16 protein-coding genes are annotated in these 23586 nt (G+C 43.7%); 10 read left to right on the top strand and 6 right to left on the bottom strand.

All coding sequences use genetic code 11. The features are described 5' to 3' along the window. Window positions 1-133: 133 nt before the first annotated feature. The gene (locus tag NXR94_RS03480; RefSeq protein ID WP_258103182.1) at window positions 134-1282 is read left to right on the top strand and encodes a cytochrome-c peroxidase; all 1149 of its coding nucleotides are present in this window, start codon (window positions 134-136) and stop codon (window positions 1280-1282) included. Window positions 1283-1358: 76 nt separating this feature from the next. Here the strand turns inward: NXR94_RS03480 and NXR94_RS03485 are convergent, their stop codons facing one another. Continuing rightward, window positions 1359-6002 (bottom strand): pectinesterase family protein, encoded by a 4644-nt coding sequence (locus NXR94_RS03485; protein WP_258103183.1) that lies wholly within the window; start codon window positions 6000-6002, stop codon window positions 1359-1361. Between the two features lie 488 nt (window positions 6003-6490). Between NXR94_RS03485 and NXR94_RS03490 the strand changes: the two genes are divergently transcribed. Together NXR94_RS03490 and NXR94_RS03495 are read left to right on the top strand one after the other, a co-directional pair. Beyond that, complete coding sequence (locus NXR94_RS03490; RefSeq protein ID WP_258103184.1) at window positions 6491-7465, top strand: polyprenyl synthetase family protein; 975 nt, start codon at window positions 6491-6493, stop codon at window positions 7463-7465. After that, on the top strand, window positions 7465-8088 hold the full coding sequence (locus tag NXR94_RS03495; RefSeq protein ID WP_258103185.1) for a rhomboid family intramembrane serine protease: 624 nt from the start codon (window positions 7465-7467) through the stop codon (window positions 8086-8088). Before NXR94_RS03490 ends, NXR94_RS03495 begins: the two co-directional genes overlap by 1 nt. Window positions 8089-8154: 66 nt before the next feature. Here the strand turns inward: NXR94_RS03495 and NXR94_RS03500 are convergent, their stop codons facing one another. Next, entirely contained in the window at window positions 8155-8850 is a 696-nt protein-coding gene (locus NXR94_RS03500) for an FKBP-type peptidyl-prolyl cis-trans isomerase (RefSeq protein WP_258103186.1), read from the bottom strand. A 210-nt stretch (window positions 8851-9060) separates the two neighbouring features. Between NXR94_RS03500 and NXR94_RS03505 the strand changes: the two genes are divergently transcribed. Next, window positions 9061-10734 carry a glutamine--tRNA ligase/YqeY domain fusion protein gene (locus NXR94_RS03505; RefSeq protein ID WP_258103187.1) on the top strand — a complete coding sequence of 558 codons (1674 nt, stop codon included), beginning with the start codon at window positions 9061-9063 and terminating at the stop codon, window positions 10732-10734. Here the strand turns inward: NXR94_RS03505 and NXR94_RS03510 are convergent. After that, window positions 10731-11864: a hypothetical protein gene (locus NXR94_RS03510; RefSeq protein WP_258103188.1), complete on the bottom strand. Its 1134-nt coding sequence runs from the start codon at window positions 11862-11864 to the stop codon at window positions 10731-10733. The two genes, NXR94_RS03505 and NXR94_RS03510, sit on opposite strands and share 4 nt — an antisense overlap. A 149-nt stretch (window positions 11865-12013) precedes the next feature. On the opposite strand from NXR94_RS03510, the gene NXR94_RS03515 reads away from it, so the two are divergent. From NXR94_RS03515 to NXR94_RS03540, 6 genes are all read left to right on the top strand, one after another. Beyond that, complete coding sequence (locus tag NXR94_RS03515; RefSeq protein WP_258103189.1) at window positions 12014-12280, top strand: hypothetical protein; 267 nt, start codon at window positions 12014-12016, stop codon at window positions 12278-12280. A 75-nt stretch (window positions 12281-12355) separates the two neighbouring features. Continuing rightward, a complete protein-coding gene (locus NXR94_RS03520) occupies window positions 12356-12949 on the top strand; it encodes an arylesterase (RefSeq protein ID WP_258103190.1) in 594 nt (197 codons plus the stop codon). Next, entirely contained in the window at window positions 12949-14313 is a 1365-nt protein-coding gene (locus NXR94_RS03525) for a sodium:alanine symporter family protein (RefSeq protein WP_258103191.1), read from the top strand. Before NXR94_RS03520 ends, NXR94_RS03525 begins: the two co-directional genes overlap by 1 nt. A 117-nt stretch (window positions 14314-14430) precedes the next feature. After that, a complete protein-coding gene (gene trkA, locus NXR94_RS03530) occupies window positions 14431-15771 on the top strand; it encodes a Trk system potassium transporter TrkA (protein WP_258103192.1) in 1341 nt (446 codons plus the stop codon). 1 nt (window position 15772) lies between these two features. Beyond that, window positions 15773-17227, top strand: coding sequence for a TrkH family potassium uptake protein (locus NXR94_RS03535; protein WP_258103193.1), 1455 nt, complete (start codon window positions 15773-15775; stop codon window positions 17225-17227). Between the two features lie 3 nt (window positions 17228-17230). Beyond that, window positions 17231-18340 carry a prolipoprotein diacylglyceryl transferase gene (locus NXR94_RS03540; protein WP_258103194.1) on the top strand — a complete coding sequence of 370 codons (1110 nt, stop codon included), beginning with the start codon at window positions 17231-17233 and terminating at the stop codon, window positions 18338-18340. Between the two features lie 47 nt (window positions 18341-18387). On the opposite strand, the gene NXR94_RS03545 is transcribed toward NXR94_RS03540, so the two are convergent. From NXR94_RS03545 to nadB, 3 genes are all read right to left on the bottom strand, one after another. Then, window positions 18388-20073 (bottom strand): hypothetical protein, encoded by a 1686-nt coding sequence (locus NXR94_RS03545; protein WP_258103195.1) that lies wholly within the window; start codon window positions 20071-20073, stop codon window positions 18388-18390. A 168-nt stretch (window positions 20074-20241) separates the two neighbouring features. Further along, window positions 20242-22050, bottom strand: a complete 1809-nt coding sequence (locus NXR94_RS03550; RefSeq protein WP_258103196.1) for a hypothetical protein — start codon at window positions 22048-22050, stop codon at window positions 20242-20244. 5 nt (window positions 22051-22055) lie between these two features. Next, complete coding sequence (gene nadB / locus NXR94_RS03555) at window positions 22056-23585, bottom strand: L-aspartate oxidase (protein WP_258103197.1); 1530 nt, start codon at window positions 23583-23585, stop codon at window positions 22056-22058. Window position 23586 lies beyond the last annotated feature (1 nt).

Here is a 23586-nt window from a genome sequence, read left to right on the forward strand (position 1 = left end):
ATTCTTTAGAACGATAAAATCATCAGTCAGTTGGTTGAATTTTAGGCAGTTAGATCAGCTGCGTTTTGACATCACGACCAGCGAGAGGTAGGGTCTTTGATCATTATCCCGTTTTAGTTAAAAGAATAATAGAATGGGGAAAACGCATTATTTATCGCTTGCATACCTGATCCTGAGTTTATGTTCCTGTGAAGAACTCGGATCATTAAATTTGGAGGATAACTCAATGGAGTTGGGTATAGACTCAGATACCACACAGTTAGATGGATGGCAACTTTCACTGTCAATGTTCGACTATGAAGGGCAGCAGGTACCAGCCTACATCACCAAGGATAATACTTCCGGAAATGTGGTTACCAATGAGGGTGCTATGCTTGGCAGGGTGCTTTTTTATGATAAGAATCTGTCTTCTGACCGAACGATCGCATGTGCTTCATGCCATGAACAATCCAAAGGGTTTGGGGATGATCAGGTGCAAAGTCAAGGAGTGAATGGACTGACCGGGCGTCACTCCATGCGGCTGATTAATTCAAGGTTTAGCAATGAAGTCAAATTCTTCTGGGATGAACGGGCAGCATCTTTGGAGGATCAAACCACCAAACCCATCCAGGATCATTCGGAAATGGGATTTAGTGGTACTAATGGCGACCCCGGTTTTGGGGACCTGATTGAGCGGTTGGATTCTGTGGAATTCTATGGGGCATTATTTACCCAGGCTTTTGGTGATACTGAGATCACTGAAGAAAAGATTCAGGATGCATTGGCTCAATTTATTCGAAGCATTCAGTCTTTCGACAGCAAATATGATCAGGGGATGGAACGGGTAGATGATGAGAGGATGGCCTTTCCAAATTACAGTCCATTGGAAAATGATGGCAAGCGCCTATTCATGATGCCACCTCCCCAGGGAGGGGCAGGTTGTGCTGGATGTCACCGACCACCTGAATTTGATATTGATCCATTGACAGGAAACAATGGCATCATCACATCGCTTACAAAGGATCAGGATATCACAAATACTCGGGCGCCATCGCTTCGGGGGTTATTTGATGATACAGGCAAATTACTTGGTCCGCTAATGCACGATGGCAGCAAGAAATCGCTGGAGGAGGTTGTCGCTCATTATAATAATATTCCGCAGGGCGTTGAGGGTATTGATCGTCGTTTGGATGGTCAGCAACTGAACCTGACAGATGAAGAAGTCACAGCGCTGGTGGCTTTTATAAAAACCTTATCGGGCTCAAAAGTACTTACAGATGAAAGGTGGTCTGATCCTTTCTAAACTGTAGGGTTGGTTGAATGTAAAAACCCTGAAAGCATGCTTTCAGGGTTTTTTATGGAATCGGATATAGTAAAATTTACCTAACTATCAATCTTAGAGATTTGGTCTCCGAAGCAGATTTCATCTGAATAATGTACAGTCCGGCATCAAGCTTTCGTGCATCGATGTTCAAATCGTAATTACCGGCTTTCATTGGTTCACTCAGAAGTTTCTGAACAATTGCTCCATTGAGACTCAGTAAACAGATGTTAATATTGCCATCCTGCCTGACTGAATAAGATAATGTCGCATTGGTTGCTACCGGGTTCGGATAGATTATTAAGTCATCGTTAATAAGATCATTTCCCAGTGTCTCATCAGCAACAGAGACGGAGATCATATATTCCATAGTACTGCCGGATTCTGAGGTCACGGTTATGGTAATATTTGCTGGTAAACTTGTGTATTCGCTGGTTGAAACCGTGGCATAATTGCTTGAAGCCTTGGCGGTGATGTTTAGGTCGGTTGTACCAAATGGCACTTCGACACTATAGTTGGAGGTGGTTGGGTCAAAAGCAGGACTTAGGGTCCCCTCTGCTACAGCTAAGGAGGTAAGGGTGCTGTCTTTGTCGATTAAATCCTGAAATGGATCCCAGCCGTCATCGCCTTTGGTAAAATTAAATAACGTGATGTCCGTTCCATCCGTAAGTTTTGGTTCGCTGAGCACCGTGGACCAATCAGCCCTGTTGGATGAATTATCAATGCCGGACTCCTCATTGGTACCATACTCGTACATGTACGGAGATGTGCCACCAAGTGAATTATTCCAACCGGCCGGTGAAATCAGGGACAACCCTTCGGAACCGGTGTAATCGGATGTTTCAACGTTCGTTTTATAGAAAACAACTTCACTGGTGTTGGCTTGCCATGGACGACCAAAATACCCGGGCTTGGCTCTGAATGTAGATGCTGTCTCAATACCAGGCTCGGTAGAAGTTACATTACATTCGTACATGAGGAATCCTCTTCCTCCTCCCTGCTGTGCAGCGGTAAGATAGGATGCATCTCCACTCACATCTGATACGTTCATGACAAGATCAGACTTGTAGAATGCGGCAGTCATCCCACCAAAAATATAATCTACGGCTCCCATATAAGCTCCTCTGTAGATGGCTACTCTTGAACCAATTCCACCGAAGAATGAATCCTGACGACCCACAACACGGCAATTGTATAAAACTACTCTATCGACATTATTGCCAATTGATAGAGCGGCGGCTCTTTCCACGAAGGAACGATTCTGAACTGCAGTATTGCCATAGTCTGTTGGCCTTGTGCCTTTGCCATCAGATTTTTCAACCACCACATCCTGAGATTCTTTCAGCGAAATGTATTGATTGAAGGAGTTCTCAAAGATGATATTATCTGCTTCAAAGCCACTTGCAAAAACAACTACCGTAGCGTTCCAGTATGAACCATTAGTCGTTCCGGAACCCGTATTATCATAGTTGGTATAACCATTTTCATTATTTACAGCTAATACATCAGCATGCCATTTCTGGTCTGTCCCCATGCTGTAATAATTGTAACCATGGCCATAGTATGAAGTGATTCTTACTGCACCATCTGTGATATCAACCCCCTTGTTTAGCAGTCCTATTGTCGGATTGGAGGCAGCATTCTTCAATGTCACATTTGGCATGTCAATCACAAGCATTTCTTCATAATTACCTGCATCGATCCATACCGTGACCCGCTCATCGTTAGGGCGATCCATTGATCGAATAGCGTCAAGAGCAGCATTGATTGTTTCATAATCCTTGCCGTCACCAACAGTGATATCTGCGACAAGAGCAACCACATCATTGATGACAATATCAGTAATATATGAGGTGCTGGCGGCTGTTCCAAAGACCACCTCAACGTAACCTGCCTCGGCTCCTTCGTATATAAAATCTGTTGATTCGATAAGTGATGTTGAACCTGAGCTGGTAACAATTGTATCCCCACCACCGATGCTGAATGCAGCAGAGTAGTAGTAGTACATAGTTATTTTATCCCCAGCTTCTACGGGGATATTGATGGTTGCTCCGGGTTTGGCGGTTAGGTGAGATTTCGCTGGCTCACTACCAATGTTTCCTGTAAACAATAAGCCTTTGTGCGAACTGAGTCCATTCAATTTTGGATCATCAAATGTCCATTTTTTTACAGGGACGAAAGGAATTGTCTTTGAAACATTGGCCCCATTTACTGTTAGATTGGAGGTAAGCGCCTGCTCGACCGGGTAGTCATCCAATCCCGAGTTGGTCACCGTATATGTTCCATCTCTTAGTGTAATTCCACTGAGGGAGCTGAAATTATAGACATAGCCATCTTCATGGAGGTTGGTGAATGTCAGATTAAGAACTCCCAACTGAGCTTCCGACAAACCTTCAGCAGTAATGGTTACATCATAGGTCGTTTTTGATGAAAAGGCCACATCGGCTGTGCCATCAGCCGTTATGGTGATGGTATTTGACGGAATTTCGAAATCATTAACTCCTTCTGCCGAAATGGTATACTGAACGTTGGGCTCCAACTGAACGCTGTAAGTGGACAAATCTGTATTAATGACTGGTTCAGGAACAAATATTTTCTCAGCCGCAGGATCAGGTGTATAAATCAAAGTGAGATTGGAAATGGCACCTCCTAAACCTGTGATATTTCCCGTCACCGTATTAAGGGCAATTTGCTTCACAGCCAAATCATGAGTGGTAGTGCTGGAAGTTACCTCCAATGTGGCTCCAGTTTCTATCACGAAACCATTCGCATTTATAAGGCTTAAATCATAAGAATAACCAGCCGGAAGGCTCACAGTATAAGCTCCAGCATTCACAACCGTCGACGTTGAATTTCCATCCTGATTGGTAAACTCGATGGAGTATCCTACGGGAATTCCAGAGGCGTTTGTTTCATCAACTGTCCCACTTATGGTTACATAGGTGGCATCTTTGCGATAAATTCTCATGAAGCTAGGCTTGGCCACAGCATCATAGATATAATATGATCCGGCATACTTGGCTACAAAATTGACCTCTGTTACCGTGCTAATAGGAACGCTTGCTATATCATCCTGTAGCGCCGCACTATCTGCAAACTGAAAATGCAGTTCCCCATCTGCATTTTCTGCATACATCCAAAGTTCCAATTCATCGTCTTTATTTAATTCGACAGTGAAACGTCTGTCAGGCGCCGGATTCTTATTGATATATAATCTACCCGCGAATTCTCCTTTGGTGTTTGCATCATATCTGGTCAAACTGGTGTTGGTTGTTCTCAGTCGGTCATTGGTGCCTCCAGTCCACGTGAAGACTCCTGATGTGAATGTAGTAGGCATCACATTGCCAGCTGTACCGGGTGTAATCGCTCCATCATACCACGCATTAATAGTTGCCGAATCCAACCAGTTTTTAAACTTGGTGGACCCAGTGTCAGGAACTACTTCTGCTCCAAAATCCCAGACATCAACAATACTGCCATCTATAATTTCAATTGCATATGAGCCCGGATTTGAATTTCCTGCATTCACCATCGTCAGTGTCAAAATGTTTCCATCAATAGCTGCTGACTCCACGTCTCCCGAAACCACGGGAGTGAAAGAGGAAAGTGCAGCTCCGCCAAGATCAATCCTTATAGAAGCTTCTTCCAGAGTTAATGATGTCACGTGACCTTTGGACACCGTAACGGTGGGATCGCTGTCTTCATCGGCCCCTGCGGTAAAGTTGATGTCCGTTCCATTGATATTCACAGAACCAGATTTCTGCTCCCATGGCACTACATCAAACGGCACCGGGGAAACTTCAAGATATGGAATATAACTGGTGCTTGTATTCGCTGTAAGCACTACAGTTCCTGTATCCCCTAAATACAGAAACTCAACCCAGGGTCCCCCATCTGTCCCTTGCGGATAAGTAATATCCGTTTTGTTACTGAGCGATGCAATGTCAAAGGTTCCCGTAGAACTGGAAGCTGATATTGAACTTGCATCAGCATTTGAATACTGATCTCCGGCAATCCGGATGTAGCTGTTTCCAGCTACTTGAAGTGTGATTGTATTACCAGTCTTGAAGGTAATTCCATGTTGGGAACCATTTAAAGAAAGTCCATTGCAACATCCCGCATCAAGAATGATTAATCCCGATTCTACGTGGTTGCCAGCACCTGATGCATAGATACTTTCATCCCTTAGATCAAAATAGTACGGGACATTATAGTCAGGCATCGCCGGATCTTTTCCAGCCTGTGCCGGAATCACTTCTATTTTCGGCAAATAAATATCACTACCCCCACCATCACTGTTGAGTACTGCAGTAAAAGTTAGCGTGTTACCGGGGCCTGAATAAACGAAGTCATAAGTGTCTGAGAGGTCATTGACAACTTGCGTAGCCTGAGTTCCCAAATCTCCATCGGTGAAAGCTGTTCCCTTCAAATCAAGAGAAGAGTATTGTGAACCGATAAATCGAACGAGACAACTGCCGCTAACCTGAATCGATATAGTTTGATTTACCTTTAAATTGAGTCCGTAGGTGGTGCCATGATGTGAATAAGCCCCACTCAAAGTGAGTTTACCGTCCTCACTGACCTGGTTACTGATAATGGTTCCGTCCCTAAAATCATAGCTGACCGAATCAGTGTAATCTGCTTTGACCAGATGCGCTGCTAACAACAGGCATAAGCCAAATAGTTGGATAATTTTTTTCATAGTATAATAGATGTTTGATGTTGATTATTGGAAATGCTAATAAGCAGATGGTTAGCGTCGGTTAGGCGCTGAAATGGCTGCGCGATTTCCAATGAAATTGCTCTTGAATCATTATGAGGAATGATTCAGGGAGGGGCCCGGTGATGGAGTCCTGTATAAACCAAGTAGTTGACCTCTTTACATAAAAAGGCCGTGAGTAGACTGGAAAGCCTGCCATTTTGGGTTGTTCTCTGCATTTGGCGATGGGTTAAACAACAATTAATGCACCTCAGAACCAACTAAGGAATCACAAATAAAGTCAAAACAATTTGCTAAAAGCAAACGATTGCGCAAATAATATTGAAAAAATAAAAATCTTAAATACCGCTGAATTGATGATTTCATAAAATGATGGATCTTTTTCAACAAGCATCTCATTTCCTTTCTCAGCCTCAAACACTAGACTAATTATTCGGTTTTCCTTAAGATTGCGATCTTAAACTATTCGAATGAAATCCATCCCAGAGCTTCAGGAGCTGATCAGGCAAGAAATTGACCAATTACATTTTGGGGAACGACCTAAGGATCTATACGATCCGATTAGCTATATCATGTCTCTGGGAGGAAAACGAATGAGGCCTTTGCTGGTTTTGATGGCGTATCAATTGAAACATAAGGATGTTGAAGCAGTCATTTCACCTGCTGTGGCAGTGGAAGTGTTTCACAACTTCACCTTGATGCATGATGACATCATGGATGAAGCACCCTTAAGAAGAGGTAAGCCAACGGTGCATGAGAAGTGGAATAGAAATGTGGCTATCCTAAGCGGTGATACCATGCTGGTGAAGGCGTATGATTTGCTATTGAACATACCTAATGAAGTGTTACCAGAGGCGTTGAGATTATTCAATCGCTGCGCCGTAGAGGTTTGTGAAGGGCAGCAAATAGATATGGATTTTGAAACTCAGGATACTGTACAAGTAGAGGAGTACCTGAACATGATCCGTTTGAAAACGGCAGTTTTGTTAGGGTTCAGTTTGGAGTTGGGCGCACTGCTCGCTGGATTTGAAGAAGCTGACCGGAAGAGGATTTGTGATTTTGGCGTAAGCATGGGTCTGGGATTTCAGCTAATGGATGACCTGCTGGATGTATATGGAGACCAGTCGAAGTTTGGGAAACAAGTAGGAGGTGATATCGTTTCGAACAAAAAGACATATTTATTGATCAGGGCGCTGGAACAGGCAAATGGTATTCAGAAGCAGGAGTTAGAGAGCTGGCTTGGTAAGGAGGATTATGTCGTAGCAGAAAAAGTTGATGCTGTCAGGTCGATATATGATCAGTTAGATATCAAAGGACAAACCACCGAAAAAATGAATCAATACTTTGATCAGGCCTTCCGGATTCTGGATGGACTTGATGCTGAGCCGGACGGTAAATCACAATTAAAGACTTTTGCCTCATCACTTATTAACAGAGAATCCTAATGTCAGTAACCCTCATCATCATTATTGTTACTGTAGCTATCAGTTTAGCCGCTTTCAACAATGCCAACATTTTTCAAAAGGGGTTAATGAACCCCTACATGGTCTTTCATAAGCACCAGTTTTTCAGGTTAGTTACATCCGGATTTCTTCATGGCAGCTATATTCATCTCGGTTTCAACATGTTTACCTTCTATTTTTTCGGAATGGTAGTCGAACAGGTTTTTGGGCAGCTTTTGGGAGATTCCGGAACGATCGTTTATGTCATCTTTTACCTTTCAGCGATCATTATATCAGATCTTCCAGTGGCTTATAAAAAGAGAGATGATCCCATGTACAATAGTCTGGGAGCTTCAGGTGCCGTCTCTGCGATGGTCTTTGCCAGCATACTCTATTTTCCTCTTAATGACATCTGTCTTTATGCGATATTATGTATCCCGGGCTTTTTGTTGGGAGCACTTTACGTGATCTATTCTTATTATCAGGGTAAGAATATGAGCGATAATATCAATCACGAGGCTCACCTTTATGGAGCGATCTATGGGTTAATTTTTGCCCTGATCGTATATCCCGAGGCCGGCGGCTCCTTTATTGAGCAGATACTTTCTTACCGTCCCTTTGGATAAGTTCAGACATTAAAAAAGCCATCCTAATTCCTCAGGATGGCTCTTTTGAACTGATTATTATTTTTGTTATTTCTGAACAGAAAGTAGTTCTACTTCAAAAATCAATACTGCGTTTGGTGGAATATCCGCACCCGCACCTCTTGGACCATAACCAAGATCTGAAGGAATTGTCAATTCTGCTTTACCACCCGCTTTCATAAGTTGAAGGCCTTCAGTCCATCCCGGGATCACTCTGTTAAGTGGGAATGTTGCAGGTTCACCTCTTTCTACTGAGCTATCGAAAACAGTTCCATCCATTAGCTTTCCTGTGTAGTGCACGGTTACCTGATCTGTGCCAGCCGGGCTTTCACCGGTACCTTCTTTGATGATTCGGTATTGAAGGCCTGAAGCAGTTGTCAGCACATCTTCTCTTTCAGCATTTTGTGCAAGAAATGCATCACCTTCAGCTTTGTATTCAGCGTTTCTAGCTTCCTGCTTTTCTTTTTCCTTAGCATCAAATGCCTGGAAAGCAGCGTTCATTTGTTCTTCAGTAAGCTTAAGTTCACCCTCCTCGGCCATTGCATCTTTCATTCCCTGAGCAAGAACGTCCGCATTAATGCCTTCTACTTTTCGTTTTTTGATGTCCTTACCAATTTGCACTCCGTAGCTGTAACTCACACTGTCAGCAAGGGTAGAAAGTTTGGTTGATCCTCCTCCTGACTGGGCACAACTTGCGATCATTGCAGACGCAGCCAGCACAAGAACGAAATTTAAATTTTTCATAATGTTTTTCGGTTTAACAATCACTTGGTGTTTAGTCACCATTTCCATTTTGACAGTTTGACCGTCAAGAATGCCTTTGTTTTTTACAATTTCCTGCGAAGGTAACTTAATAATTTCACCCTGTCACAACCGTGCTTCGTTTATCCCAAATTGTTTCTGTGGTGATTGAAAATCTATATTAATTTGTGGTTGCAAAACTGAAAGACAGAAATGGAAACGGAGAAAAAGACTTCACTCAATTTTATCGAGCAGATTATTGAGGATGACCTGAGCAAAGGGAAGCATGAATCGATACAGACAAGGTTCCCACCAGAGCCGAACGGATACCTGCATATTGGTCATGCCAAATCCATCTGTCTTAATTTCGGTCTGGCCGAAGAGTACAATGGAAAATGTAATCTGCGCTTTGATGATACCAACCCTGAGAAAGAGGATGTTGAGTATGTTGACTCCATCCGGAAAGATGTCGAATGGTTGGGTTTTAAGTGGGATGGTGAATACTTTGCTTCTGATTATTTTGAGCAGCTCTATACCTTCGCTTGCCAGCTGATCGAGAAAGGCAAAGCCTATGTGGATGACCTGACGCAGGATCAATTCAATAAGATCAAGGGTACACCTACAATTCCCGGGAAACATAGTTTATACAGAGACCGAACGGCCGCAGAAAATCTAAAGCTCTTTCAGGATATGCGGGCAGGTAAATATGCGAATGGGGAGAAAGTATTGCGGGCAAAGATTGATATGTCTTCGCCGAATATGCACATGCGCGACCCTGTTCTGTACCGAATCAAGCATGTCGATCATCACAGAACAGGTGGCGAGTGGTGTATTTACCCGTCTTATGATTTTGCTCATGGGCAGTCTGATAGCATCGAACAGGTAACACATTCCCTTTGTACGCTTGAGTTTGAAGTACACCGTCCGCTATATGAATGGTTGATCAGGGAGCTGGAAATATTCCCTACCCGACAAATTGAGTTTGCGAGATTGAACCTGAGCTATACGGTCGTGAGTAAAAGAAAATTACTCGAGTTGGTTGAAGGAAAATATGTGTCGGGATGGGATGACCCACGTATGCCAACGATCTCCGGTATTCGCAGACGTGGTTTTACACCACAATCGGTAAGAAATTTTGCTGAGCGCATTGGAGTTGCCCGTAGAGATGGGATCATTGACGTGGCGTTATTGGAACATGCGGTAAGAGACGATTTGAATAAGAAGGCCAACCGGGTAATGGGAATTCTCGATCCTGTGAAGTTGATCATCACCAACTGGCCCGAAGATAAAGAAGAGACCCTGAAGGCGATAAATAATCCTGAGGATGAGTCTGCCGGCACAAGAGATATGCCTTTTTCACGAGAAGTTTATATCGATAGAGCGGACTTCAAAGAAGATCCTCCGAGCCCAAGGAAATGGTTCCGATTGGGTCCTGACCGCGAGGTACGATTGAAGTACGCGTATATCATCAAATGTACTGGTTTCAAAAAAGGTGATGATGGTGAAATAGAAGAGATCTACGCTGAGTACGACCCACTAACCAAGAGTGGCGAGGATACATCCGGTAAAAAGGTCAAAGGAACTTTAGGATGGGTGAGTGCCAAACATGCGATCAATGCTGAGATCAGATTATATGATCGTCTGTTCATGACAGAAAATCTCAATGACATCGATGATGATTTCAAGAATTACCTCAACCCAAATTCACTTAATATCAACAGCCGTGCTATGCTGGAGGGCTCACTGAAATCTGCGAATGTTGGTGATCAGGTTCAATTTGAACGTGTTGGATATTTCCGTGTAGATGAGGACTCTACCACGGATCATCTGGTTTTCAATCAGACGATCACGCTTAGAGATGACTGGCAAAAAAAGGGGGGTAATTAAAACCCCCTGTAATAACTTACGATCTTACTGATCACCTGATCATAGAGCGGAGCAGTAAACTCCTCGAACATGATCTGTGGTGATGGAGGACCTACTTCGGTACGGTTTACAATAACCAAATCCTCTTCGCTAAGAGCACGCTTGTCTCCTTCAAAAGTTCCCCAGGAGGTTCTCCAGGTGTATTGACTTGGCATTTTTTCCTGGGTGATAATTTTATTAGCCTGGTTATCTAATATTTTGAAGTCCAGCAATCCACCACCGGTTATGGCAATTTCAGTCACTTTCATCTTAGCTTCTACTGTTCCGATCACATCTTTTCCGTCAACCTTCCCTACGACAACACTATCTCTTCTGATCTCTCTGATGGTGTTTTCTCTAAAGACATTACCAAGGCTGAATTCGTCAAATTCCATGTGAATAATGTGATCCACAAACTGCAAATTTTGAGCATTGGCTTCTTCGGCTGTGTAGAACCTCACATATTCATTGATCGGCTTGTGGTGTAAGTATTCATTGATCTTATTGACAAAGAATTCGTGCTTGATTTCCAGAAATCTGGAAGGACTTGGAATTGGATCCACCAATACTTTTAAGGTTGCGAAAAACAGTGATTCGTCCAGTTTATCGTCGATGTCCTTGTAGCGAGGCACCATATTTTTGACCACCTTGAAGTGCTCATGTGCTTCAAGGGCCTTGAGTCTATTTTCCTTTTGTGCCATGGCCTGCATCCCGAGATTGTATCGCTCGTCCGCAGCCTTCATTTGCGCATTGGAGAGCTCGTTATCATATCTCTGTGGATTCGGAATAATATCAAGACACGCCGGACATCTTCTGATGGCATCGTACATATTATTGATCGCACGATAGTTATTGGCCATGATCTCCCACTTCATCGGGTCAGAAGAAGCAGAGGCCCGGTTGATTTCATCCAGGTGAGTATCCAAAGCCAGGTTATAGCCCTTTTTCAAAGTGGCTGTAGCCTTTTTGCTATCATCATTCGATTTCAATCTTTTAATGGCTTGGGTAACAGCCAGATCATAGTATCCTTTTTCCAGTGCCTTCTTGCCTGTAACACATCCGGCCATCACAATAACCAGTGCTAAAAAGGAGATGGTAAGTATTCTTTTCATAGTGCTTCTATTTGGTTGTTAAAGTTACCCTGACCAGAAATAATGCCAATTAATAAAATCTTTCTGATAAGGCAACCCGGTGTTCAAGGTGAAACGCAAATTAATTAAATAAAAATTGGTTAAATTCATTCGAACAAATTCACAACACCATGCCTATTTTGTCAAAAGATTTTGTCCCTGAAAAAACAAAGGGCGGAATGTTCAAATCTGGTAAAATTCAGAATTTCGATGAGGTGCTATCCACCCTTAATGCCTGGATCAATCAAAACAATATTAAGGTGATCAATGTGGAGACGGTAGTGCTCCCAAATATTCACGACAGTGAGGAGGAGGGGAGTCACGATACGGAATTGTGGACAGGAGGAGAATCCAGTTCACAGTGGTATCAACTACTGAGGGTTTGGTATGAAGAATGATCAGGGATTAATGATGCCGGGCGATATAGCTGCGCACATTACTTTTGCTTCCTGCATTTAGGAATGAAATAAATAATGGAGCAATCTTCAGTATCAGATAATCAGCAACCGGTTTTAATGTTTTTTGGTGATAGTATCACCGACGGCTACATGTTGGAGCGCACCGATGCGTTTCCCTATTTGATTGAGCAAAAGCTCAGGCAATTGGGTTATGACTTTCGTGTGATCAATGAAGGGGTTAGCGGAGACGAAACTGGTGATGGTCTGGATCGGGCCGATGAGGCCCTGAGGGTAAAGCCTGATATTTTCATGTTGGAGTTGGGTGCCAATGATGGTCTACGCGAATTGGATCTGGAAATTTGCAAGGCCAATCTTCAAAAGATCATTAATAAGGTTAAGGACCGAAACCCTGATGTCATTCTTATTTTGGCCGGAATGGAGATGCCACTTGAGATGCCGGAAAATTATCGTATTAGATTTCGGTCACTTTATAAAGAATTAGTAAAAGACAATAAAACGTATTTTATCCCCTTTATCTTAGAAGGAGTGGGCGGCGTACCTGAGCTTAACTTTGAAGATGGCATTCATCCCACAGCAGATGGCCATGTGGTCATTGCAGACCATGTCTGGTCTTTCCTCAGACCAATTATTGAAAAATTCAAGCCTTAATGGACAACCTGGAGTCGTTTTTTGTCGCTGCTGCCAACTTCGTTTGGGGGACTCCTCTGTTGATCCTGTTGCTCGGAGGTGGTACCTTCTTTATGGTTTATTCAAGGTTCCTCCCCTTCCGGTATCTTGGGCATGCGATTAACGTGCTCCGTGGAAAATATGATGATAAGGATGATCCCGGTGAGATCAATCATTTTCAGGCGTTGTCAGGCGCCTTAGCGGCTACTATAGGCATGGGTAATATCTCTGGTGTGGCTGTCGCCATTGCTACCGGAGGCCCGGGGGCAATTTTTTGGATGTGGGTGAGTGCCTTTTTTGGAATGGCAACGAAATTTTTCACTTGTACGCTGGCCGTGATGTATCGGGGAAAAGACAAAGCGGGGCAGGTTCAGGGAGGTCCAATGTACTTTATCAGTGAGGGATTGGGAAAGAAATGGATGCCCCTGGCCATTTTCTTTGCTGTGGTAGGTTCATTTGGAGCGACTCCTATATTTCAAACGCACCAGACCATTGATGCCATCAAAGATGTGGTATTGATCCCCATGGGACTCGAGACCGGATTTTATGCTGATCTGATTATGGGTATATTAATAGCTATTCTAATTGCACTGGTCATTTTCGGGGGAGTAACCAGAATCGGAAGTGTTGCTTCGCGCTTGGTTCCGTCTATGGTGGTGCTGTATGTAGGGAGTGTTATAGTAATTCTTTTAATGAACCTTTCAGAATTGTGGTCGTCACTTGTTCTGATCGTAACAGATGCCTTCACCGCGAAGGCAGCGATGGGGGGGATGGTAGGAGCATTGATCCTGACGGGGGCAAGGAGAGCGGCCTTTTCCAATGAAGCCGGAGTGGGTACGGCTCCACTCATGCATGGGGCAGCCAAAACCAAGGAACCGGTGAGAGAAGGGCTGGTGGCGATGTTAGGGCCGGCGATTGACACTTTGCTTATTTGCACGATGACCGGATTGGCAATTTTGGTGACGGATGCCTGGAAGTCTGGAGACCTGAATGGCATTACACTCACAGCCAAAGCATTTGAGATAAGTTTGCCAGTGATCGGCCCCTATATCCTGTTGCTCTGTGTGGTGATTTTTGCCATCACTACCATTTTTGGTTTAGGGTATTATGGCAAGAAATGTTTTTCGTTTCTGGTTGGTCCGAGGATAGGTGAGTATTTTAATTTCTGGTACGTTGCATTGATCATTGTGGGAGCAGTTGCTACGCTTGATGCTATCGTGGCTTTTATCGACATGTCATACGGCCTCATGGCTTTCCCTACTATGATATCGGCGATTTTGCTTGCTCCCAAAGTCAGATTGGCAGCTAAGCAATACTTTCAGGGGGTTAATGGAGAAAAAACGTAGGATTAAGTGGATAATTTCCCTGTTCAACCAAGATATGTTTTTAATGGTCGAAATGTTTGGAGGGCTCGGGTCTCTTTGTCTTATATTTGTCGCACCAACAAGGACTAGGCAGACAAAATGAGAATAATCATAGCAGGTGCAGGAGACCTGGGATTTCATCTAGCCAAGCTTTTAGCTCAGGAAGGGCAAGACATCATCCTAATAGACCAGGATAGTGCAGTCCTCGAAAATGCTTCCAATAACCTGGATTGCAGTACGATCAAGGGAAGCTCTACCTCCGTTAGGACACTGGATGAGGCAGTTGTAGCTAAAGCTGAACTTCTAATAGCGGTAACCTCCAGTGAGGAGACCAACATTACTACCGCCATTATCGGCAAGAGTATGGGAGCCAAGCGAACGGTGGCTCGTATTTCCAACATCGAGTTTTTACAGCAGCGAGAAAAGCTGGGATTAAAACATCTTGGAATCGATGAGATCATCTCACCAGAATCACTGGCGGCCAAGGAGATCAAGAGGCTAATCAAACAATCTGCTATGACGGATACGTTTGAGTTTGAGCAGGGTAAACTATCCTTGATTGGAATTACAGTTGACGAAAACTCAGAGTTGAAGGATAAGACCCTGACAGAAACGGCCTACCTGAATCCGGACCATAACTTTACCACAATTGCCATATTAAGGGAGAATGAGACAATCATTCCTCATGGTGAAAATAAATTCAGTAAGGAAGACCATGCCTATTTCATTGCGGAGCCAAGCGGCATCGATCGGGTGATGTCACTGGCAGGCAAGGAGCGTTTCGAGATTAAAAATATTATGATCCTGGGCGGGAGTAAGATCGGGATCAATGCTGCACGTCAGCTGAGCAAAAAGTACAAGATCAAACTTATTGAGAAGGATAAGGAAAAATGCTTTACGCTCGCAGATGAATTACCTGATGTGATGGTGATCAATGGTGATGTACGGGATACCAACTTGCTTAAGGATGAGGGCCTTGACCGTATGGATGCGTTTATTGCGGTGACAGGAAATTCGGAAACGAATATCATCGCCTCACTGGTAGCGAAGAAAAATGGTGTTAGAAAGACCATCGCGGCAGTTGAGAATATAGACTACATCCATTTATCGCAGAGTATTGGGGTAGATACGATGATCAACAAGAAACTGATTGCGGCGAACTTCATTTTCCGATACATTCGCAGAGGAGAAGTGCTGAGTTTGACCAGTTTGCACGGTGTGGACGCAGAAATTCTCGAATTTGAGGTTAAACCAAAGTCGAAAATTCTGGAACACGAACTGCGAAACCTGAACTTCCCTAAAACAGCCATCATTGGAGGAGTGATAAGAAGGGATACCGGATATACGGTAAGAGGAAATTTCAAATTTGAGGAGAAAGACCGAGTGGTAGTACTCTCCAAGGCTGATTGTATTCATACCGTAGAGAGTTTCTTCAAATAATATGTTTTTAAACTACCGGGTCATCTTAAACATTCTGGGCATTCTCTTGATAATGAACGGAGCGTTTATGTTTTTGTGCCTGCCCTTTTCAATTTTTTATGGGGAGGGAGACCTGCTATCTATACTTGGAGCCGGATTACTTACTCTGGCAATTGGGCTGATCATCTTTTTTCTTACCAGGAAAAATCAGGTAAAGGAGCTTAAGAAGCGGGATGGATATTTGGTTGTAAGTTTGGGCTGGCTGACGATGTCCTTTTTTGGTTCATTGCCTTATATATTTAGTGGTACTATTCCGGATCTTACCAATGCTTTCTTTGAGACAATATCCGGATTTTCAACTACTGGTGCTACCATTCTGACGGACATTGAATCTGTACATAAGGGGATACTTTTTTGGAGAAGTTTGACCCAGTGGATTGGGGGAATGGGAATCATTGTATTGACGGTAGCCATTCTGCCCTTTTTGGGTATTGGAGGGATGCAACTCTTTGTAGCAGAAGCGCCGGGTATATCGCCTGATAAATTGCAGCCAAGGATCAAAGAAACGGCTAAAAGGCTTTGGATGATCTATCTAGGATTAACCATCGGAGAAACCGTGTTGCTATGGCTGGGGGGGATGACCTTCTATGATGCCATCAATCACGCTTTGACGACCATGGCGACCGGAGGATTTTCTACTAAAAATGCCAGTATCGCATTTTATACTTCCCCTTTCATTCAATATGTCATTATAGCTTTCATGTTCCTTGCCGGGACCAACTTCACCATGACCTACTTTGCTCTACATGGGGAGTTTAAAAAGGTTTTTCAAAATGATGAATTCAAATTTTACATGGCCTTCTGCGTAGTGTTGACCCTTGTGGTGGCTGTGGGAATTTACCTGTTGGGTGGGCCTGTGGAGGAATCCTTTCGAACCGCTGCCTTTCAGGTAGTGTCGGTGATTACGACTACCGGATATATTACAGCTGATTACACGAGTTGGACCTCTTTTATTACTTTGTTGTTCTTCATGATGATGTTTTTTGGAGCATCCGCAGGCTCTACTGCTGGAGGAGTAAAGATTGTTCGACACATCATACTGGTCAAAAACAGTTTTCTGGAGCTCAAACGACAACTACACCCCAATGCCGTTATCCCTGTAAGATTCAATGGAAGAGCAGTTTCGAGAGAAATCACCTTCAATATTCTGGCTTTCATGATGATCTATATAATGATCTTCGGAGTAGGATCTGCCGTTATGGGGGCGCTTGGTGCTGATTTTAATACTTCCGTAGGTTCGGTGGCGACTTGTCTTGGAAATATAGGTCCGGGGCTTGGTAGTGTGGGTCCGGTGGATAACTTTGCGAGCATATCTTCCGGAGGTAAGTGGCTACTATCTTTTCTGATGTTGCTTGGTCGCCTGGAGTTATTTACCGTACTAATATTGTTTAGCCCATATTTTTGGAAAACGAATTAACGAATGAACTTCATACTTAGCTACCTGCTCTGGTCGCCTGATCCCGATATTTTCACGATCCCATTGTCCTTTTTAGGTTTGGAAGACCGACCGGTTAGATGGTATGGGTTGTTATTCGCGGGTGGCTTTATCCTCAGCCAGCAGGTTCTTTTTAGAATTTTCAGGAAGGAAGGAAGACCGGAAAAGGATGTTGAAAAACTGACGGTCTACATGGTGGTAGCTGTGGTTGTTGGAGCCCGTTTGGGGCACTGCCTGTTTTACAATCCCGGTTATTACCTCTCCAATCCAATTGAGATCATTAAAGTTTGGGAAGGCGGATTGGCGAGCCATGGAGGGGCCCTGGGGATGTTCCTAGGGCTTTATATGTTTTGCAAAAAGTATCCCCTTTATAAACTCCGATGGATTGTAGACCGGATGGTGATTGTGGTGGCGTTGACAGGTGCGATGATACGCATCGGGAATTTCTTTAATTCCGAAATGGAAGGGACAGAAACCCATTCGAACATGGGGGTGGTTTATGCCGCTTTTACCGAGAGTTTGTTGCAATATGATGAACGAGTGAAATCCGTTCAAATTGAGTCGGATGATTCAAGAGAACTTGAAGAGCCGGGAAGGGTGCCGGTAAAAGCGGTTTTGACCTATGCCTCAATAGTTAGCCCACAGGAAAAGTTATTTATTGAAAATAACCTGAAGTCTGCACTCAACAGGTATAGTGATGTACGGGAGCATATTGATTTTGGAGAGGGCCCATTGAAGTATACCATTGTCGATAAGGGTGGAAGATCTGTTGTGGAAATCTACGGTTCCGGGATTGTAAGACATGCTGCCCAATTGTATGAGGCAGGATATTGTGTGGTTCTTATGCTACTCCTTTACTGGCTCTGGTGGAAGAAGCGTCAGACGCTGCCAGCTGGATTTTCTTTTGGCCTGTTCATGTTTTTGCTTTGGAGCCTGCGTTTCGTAGATGAGTTCTTCAAAATGAACCAGGAAGCTTTCGAAGCAAACCTTGCGCTCAATATGGGACAACTACTGAGTATTCCTATGGCCTTATTTGGAGTATGGCTGATGGTCTACGTTTCCAGAAAGAGAGGCTGGCCCAGAATGGCGGAGTAATTTCTTCATAAAGTTCCGGGCCTTAAACTTCATTGTTGTTTTCTGATCTATTCTATTGTCTTGGTTACTTCTGGTCTTCCTAGATAATCCTTTGCAAGTAGAAGTTCATTCCTTTCAGAATGGGAGTCTGCGCATTGGCTGATCAACTGGTTGAAATACCTATTTGCCGTTTCTTCATCACCAATGCTTTTTGCAGCCACGGCAGCCCCGAAAATGCCATTCAATCTTCCAGGATGACGTTTTAAATCACTTTCGTAGGCCTTTAATGCTTTGAGTGGTTGATTAGCCTCTAGCAAGAGGTCTCCATAAATTTCACCGGCCGGAAGTATTTCACCGGGAGTAACTGGATGTTTGTTCGTATTGTATTCCATCTCAGTAGTTTGCTTCATCATAGACAAGGCTTCCTTTTCTCCTCCGTTGGAAAACTGTAGCCAGGCGCGAATGATGTTTATTTGGATTTGTACCTGATTGGCTTTGTAAGAATCATTGATGTATACAAGCTCTTTTAGGTTTAATTCTAAAACGTTCAATTCACTTTCGGTCTGTTTTAATTTACCGGACCTTACAGCCCCCATTGCCCTCGCAAAGTGTAATAGTGACCTTTGCCAAGGGAAGTCACTCCATTCAATCGCCAGTGAGGGCAGCTCAAGTTTTGAGGCTGATTCCCAGTTCTTATTCTCCAAAGCGATTCGGGATGGAATGGCTGCAGCAGCATAGGCCACCTTAAAGTTTGCGGGAAAAACATCGTTGAAAGTTTTGAGGTAATCGTACTGTTCTTGGGCCATGCGATTATCACCCTTTTGAAGATAAGCGTAGACTAAATAGTCCATTCCGTGTAGTTCCTCATCCCAATGACCATTGATGTCAATGCTTTTCGCATAGCAAAGGGCAGCAGCAGTTGAATTGAGGTTGGAGTTAATCGATTCTTTCCACAATCCAAGTCGGGTAAAGATGTGAGAGGGCATATGTTGAGCATGTGCAGATGCCGGGGCTATCTCTGCATAACGCCTTGCCGTTGGGAGGGCAAGTTCCGCTAATTCCGGGTAATCATAATTATGGATAATATAATGAGCTATTCCAGGGTGATTAGGCTGATCTTGATAGATAGATTCTAAGATTTTCCCTGATTCTTTTTGGTTACTATAGGTCTTATCAGAGGGATCTGATGCCGCTCTAAGTGCCAGGGCATAAAAAATGGCTGCTTCCCGATCGTCACCATACTTGAGGTAAACTTGTCTCATTTTGTTCTCAAATAATTCGACTCGCTCTTTATGGCTAACATTTTCCCAATCGTCATAAAAACTTGAAATCGCGTTGATATAATCTTTTGCTTTTTCTGATTTTTCTAAAGAGCTACTTGCTTTTAAAATCTTCGAGCCTTTCACCAGATAATCGGTTCCGGACTGTAGCCAAAGCGCATGGAAATTGCTCATAGCAACACCCCAATAGGCCATTGCACAATTGGGATCTGCATCGATTACCTGGACAAAGGCTTTTTCGGCTTCATTGTACTCAAAGGAATGCAAAAGTGAGATAGCCAAATTGAATGTCTCACGAACATCTAAATTGCAGTCGAGGGCAAAATTTACTTCTCCAAAGCCTCCGTCGCCGCATAGTGTGATGTTACCTCTAAGGAGGTCGATATCCTTGATTTTAGAGCTGGGTTTCTTTTGATTGCAGGCCCCAAACCCTAATATCACAATCAGACAGAAGTGAAATTTGAATACCGACATATCATAATAATCTGTGTGTTCGGTATCACAATATAGTGTACTGTTTCCACTTCCTTCTTGTTATGCCGGAGGTAGACACTGACAGCTGCGTGGTCAAATGCTATGACTTGGTGTTATTCTTGTTTTAAATTACCTTTCTTCAAAGAACATTGCCTTGATGATAATTGACTATACCACCGGGGCCAGTGTTACTTCCATGATGTCGCTAAGAAGTAGTTCCGCCTCATCCAACTTTCGAGTTACCGAAGCACTCATCTCTGAAAATTCATGTCTAACTTTGGCCATCAACCCTCGGTAATAAGTAATTCCATTCTGAAGGTTTTCATGAAATTTACGGACATATTTAAGTTGACGATCATCCAGTGATTGATGCTCTTCTGTCACTAGCTCCTTCAGGTAATCGATATAAAGCGATAGTTCCTTAATGAACATATGAGGACGTGATTGGTCCTTGAGAACGTTATGTCGGCCATAAATATGATCCACCATACTCCTGAGCGAAACGATCTCAGAAAAGTAGGCGATGTTTGGTCCCGGGCAAATGTTGGTAGCCGTACGATTTTTGAATGGGGTCAGTTGGTATTGATTGATGGCCGCGTTGCTCAGTCCAATACATAAACATTCCTTGTCCAGGACTAATTTTTTTTGTCGTTCATATTCGGCTGGATCTAGTCCCGCCTCATTGAGCTCTTTGAGTTTCTTTTTTTGATAATTGTGTGAAGCGGTGCAAATTGGCTTATCCCCAAACTCCGTATTGGACACCAGGTATTTCTCTGTACAAGGGCTGCCGGGTTTGCCATTAGCAATACGTTTCAGCTTTTCTAGCTCACCCGAAGTGCCTTTCAGGTAATGAAAACGTACCCCCAAGGGAGAATTATTACTAAGGAACACATCTTTTTCCCGAGCCGCGACGAGTGACTTTAAGGTCGGCTCGTCAACCGTAGTGGCTTCTGGTACCAGCAAAAATGGGGTGCCCCAGCCGAGTGCATCCACGTTGTATTGTTTCATCAGCAGCTGATTTTCTTCATGTGTTCCTATCCCACCCTGTACAGTAATTTTTAGTTGGTGAGGTTGATCAAAGCCAGGGTTACCCCTTGAGGTCAATGCTTGGTTATAAATATCGAAAAGCGATTGTGTCAATTCCTCTCGTTTGGTTTTAAACTCATCCAGGATCACACCCAGTAAATAGCCGTCAGTTGCAAAGGCATGGCCTCCACAATTCAGCCCTGACTCAATTCTGAATTCACTAACCCACAAGCCTTTTTTGGCCAGCATTTTTCCTTGAATCAATGCCGAACGATAATCTGAGACTTTGATGGCGATCTTTTTCTGAAATTTCCCTTCAGTGTTTGCGTCAAAGGCAGTTTGACCTTCCATATAAGCAAATAATCTTGGATTCATACCCGCAGAAAGTACGATAGTAGAATCTTCAAGCTGACTGTTAGCATAACCTCTTAAGGCAGCTACTGCATCAGATCCGTTTTCAATTTCATTTCCCTCCTGATCCATGCTTGGGTTGTCCAGTTTGGTCATGATATTGACATCGATGCTTCCAGGCGTAATGTGGTTTCTTAGCCAGTTTTGAAGTTTGGCTTTTTCCTCCGGATTTTGCATGCCCTTCATCAACTTATAGGTTTTTTTGAGCGGGATACTCTCAGGGAGCATTTCAAAGTATTTGGTAATGTCACTACCTTCTACAAAGTAGGATTCTCGGAGCTTATCTGTATTTTGATCTACGATGTGCTTCATCAGGTTGAGATAATCCGTGATCCTGCGAGCACGATAATCCGATGATCCATTTTTTATAGGATGATAAGTTTCACCAATGTGCTCATAGTAATGCTTTCTCATCTTTTCGATGAGGTTGTCCTGAACGATTGATACTACGGAAGAAATACCATAGTGCGCTACTTTAATGGGCGTGTCGATGGTGTAGGCCAGTCCCATGACCGGAATATGGAAATGATGAAGATTCATTTTTTTTAATTTGAGATGAGTATTGAAGATGCAGATTTAATCATTTTACAATGCTCTAGTAGTGCCCGGAGCATAAGGGTGGATGTCTCTATTAAGTTGAGAAATTCACCAGTTGTTCTATTGATTTTGAAAGGGTGTTGAGCTAATTCTTTTCTCCATGACCAGACCTTGCTTAAGGCTTTTTCTAATTGTTCAGGTTCATTTCGGTGGTGCCAGGCATGCTCCATGAGTAGCTGCAAGGCTCGTTTTTTCGCCGATATCTTTAATATCTTGTGCGTATTAGAATTAAAATCAATGCTAGGCGACCCGAATATTTCTTTCTGGTCCCAGCCATCAATATGCTTGGCTACCGAGTGGGCTGATCGACGTGAAAAAACCAGCGCTTCCAGCAGTGAATTGGAAGCGAGTCTGTTGGAACCATGCAATCCTGTGTGGGCACATTCTCCGCCGGCATATAATCTTTCTATCGTGGACTGACCGTCCATATCAACCTGAATGCCTCCGCATTGATAGTGCGCGGCCGGAACGACCGGGATACCTTCTTTGCCCGGGTCGATGCCATTCTTGTGACAGGTTTCCCAAATAGTTGGGAATTGGGCTTTGAACTTATTCAAATCCAGGTGTTTGACACTTAAGGATACAAAGGGGCTAACAGTCTCGATCATTTCCTGGTAAATCGCGCTGGATACAATGTCTCTTGTGGCCAGCTCACCCCTGGGGTCATATTTGAATAAAAACCGATCGTTGAATTTATTAAGTACCTGGGCCCCAAATCCTCTCACTGCTTCCGATATCAGAAAGGAGCGGTTGCTGCCTTCGCTGTACAGGGCAGTGGGGTGAAACTGATAAAATTGTAGCCCCTGTATTATTGCCCCCGCTCTCGAAGCCATGGCAAGACCATCACCTGTGGCACAGGGGTCATTGGTGGTGAAGGGAAAAACCTGCCCAGTTCCTCCGGTAGCCAGCATGACGGATTTTGCCAGGATCCGGGAGTACTCACGACTTTCGGAGTAGCAATAGTCCATACCGAATACCTGATTATTTTCAATTACTAAATCAACTGCAAAGGCATTGGTTTTAATGATGAGGTTTTTCCTTTTTTTAACCTGATCTAACAATCGGCGATGAATCTCTCTGCCGGTAAAATCCTTATGATGCAGTATCCGAAAGGCTGAGTGACCTCCTTCGCGGTTAAGGTGAAATTGAGACCCTTCATAATCGAATTTCACTCCCCAATGAATCAGATCGTCAATCAAACAGGGAGCCTCATTGACAACCATATTGACTACAGCTTCGTCACAATATCCGCCACCTGCCTGGAGTGTATCTTTCTTGTGCTGCTCAAATGAATCTCTGGTGTGATCTATGACCGCAGCGATTCCTCCCTGAGCCAAGCGGGTGTTGGTTTCCGGAAGTTTACCTTTGCTCAGGAGGATGATGCTAAGATCTGGTCTGAGGTCATTCAGATACAGCGCGAAGCTGAGTCCGGCTATCCCTGTTCCAACAATGAGTACGTCACATCGTTCCTTCTCCATA

This window comes from Marinoscillum sp. MHG1-6 (assembly GCF_024714475.1).
GTDB lineage: Bacteria > Bacteroidota > Bacteroidia > Cytophagales > Cyclobacteriaceae > JAMZMI01.

What these genes read in the sequence shown, in the direction of transcription:
- NXR94_RS03515 (WP_258103189.1), top strand. Translation starts at nt 12,014, where the DNA reads ATGCCTATTTTGTCAAAAGATTTTGTCCCTGAAAAAACAAAGGGCGGA.
- NXR94_RS03485 (WP_258103183.1), bottom strand. Translation starts at nt 6,002, where the DNA reads ATGAAAAAAATTATCCAACTATTTGGCTTATGCCTGTTGTTAGCAGCG.
- NXR94_RS03480 (WP_258103182.1), top strand. Translation starts at nt 134, where the DNA reads ATGGGGAAAACGCATTATTTATCGCTTGCATACCTGATCCTGAGTTTA.
- NXR94_RS03535 (WP_258103193.1), top strand. Translation starts at nt 15,773, where the DNA reads ATGTTTTTAAACTACCGGGTCATCTTAAACATTCTGGGCATTCTCTTG.
- NXR94_RS03545 (WP_258103195.1), bottom strand. Translation starts at nt 20,073, where the DNA reads ATGTCGGTATTCAAATTTCACTTCTGTCTGATTGTGATATTAGGGTTT.
- nadB (WP_258103197.1), bottom strand. Translation starts at nt 23,585, where the DNA reads ATGGAGAAGGAACGATGTGACGTACTCATTGTTGGAACAGGGATAGCC.
- NXR94_RS03525 (WP_258103191.1), top strand. Translation starts at nt 12,949, where the DNA reads ATGGACAACCTGGAGTCGTTTTTTGTCGCTGCTGCCAACTTCGTTTGG.
- NXR94_RS03550 (WP_258103196.1), bottom strand. Translation starts at nt 22,050, where the DNA reads ATGAATCTTCATCATTTCCATATTCCGGTCATGGGACTGGCCTACACC.
- trkA (WP_258103192.1), top strand. Translation starts at nt 14,431, where the DNA reads ATGAGAATAATCATAGCAGGTGCAGGAGACCTGGGATTTCATCTAGCC.
- NXR94_RS03490 (WP_258103184.1), top strand. Translation starts at nt 6,491, where the DNA reads ATGAAATCCATCCCAGAGCTTCAGGAGCTGATCAGGCAAGAAATTGAC.
- NXR94_RS03500 (WP_258103186.1), bottom strand. Translation starts at nt 8,850, where the DNA reads ATGAAAAATTTAAATTTCGTTCTTGTGCTGGCTGCGTCTGCAATGATC.
- NXR94_RS03510 (WP_258103188.1), bottom strand. Translation starts at nt 11,864, where the DNA reads ATGAAAAGAATACTTACCATCTCCTTTTTAGCACTGGTTATTGTGATG.
- NXR94_RS03540 (WP_258103194.1), top strand. Translation starts at nt 17,231, where the DNA reads ATGAACTTCATACTTAGCTACCTGCTCTGGTCGCCTGATCCCGATATT.
- NXR94_RS03505 (WP_258103187.1), top strand. Translation starts at nt 9,061, where the DNA reads ATGGAAACGGAGAAAAAGACTTCACTCAATTTTATCGAGCAGATTATT.
- NXR94_RS03495 (WP_258103185.1), top strand. Translation starts at nt 7,465, where the DNA reads ATGTCAGTAACCCTCATCATCATTATTGTTACTGTAGCTATCAGTTTA.
- NXR94_RS03520 (WP_258103190.1), top strand. Translation starts at nt 12,356, where the DNA reads ATGGAGCAATCTTCAGTATCAGATAATCAGCAACCGGTTTTAATGTTT.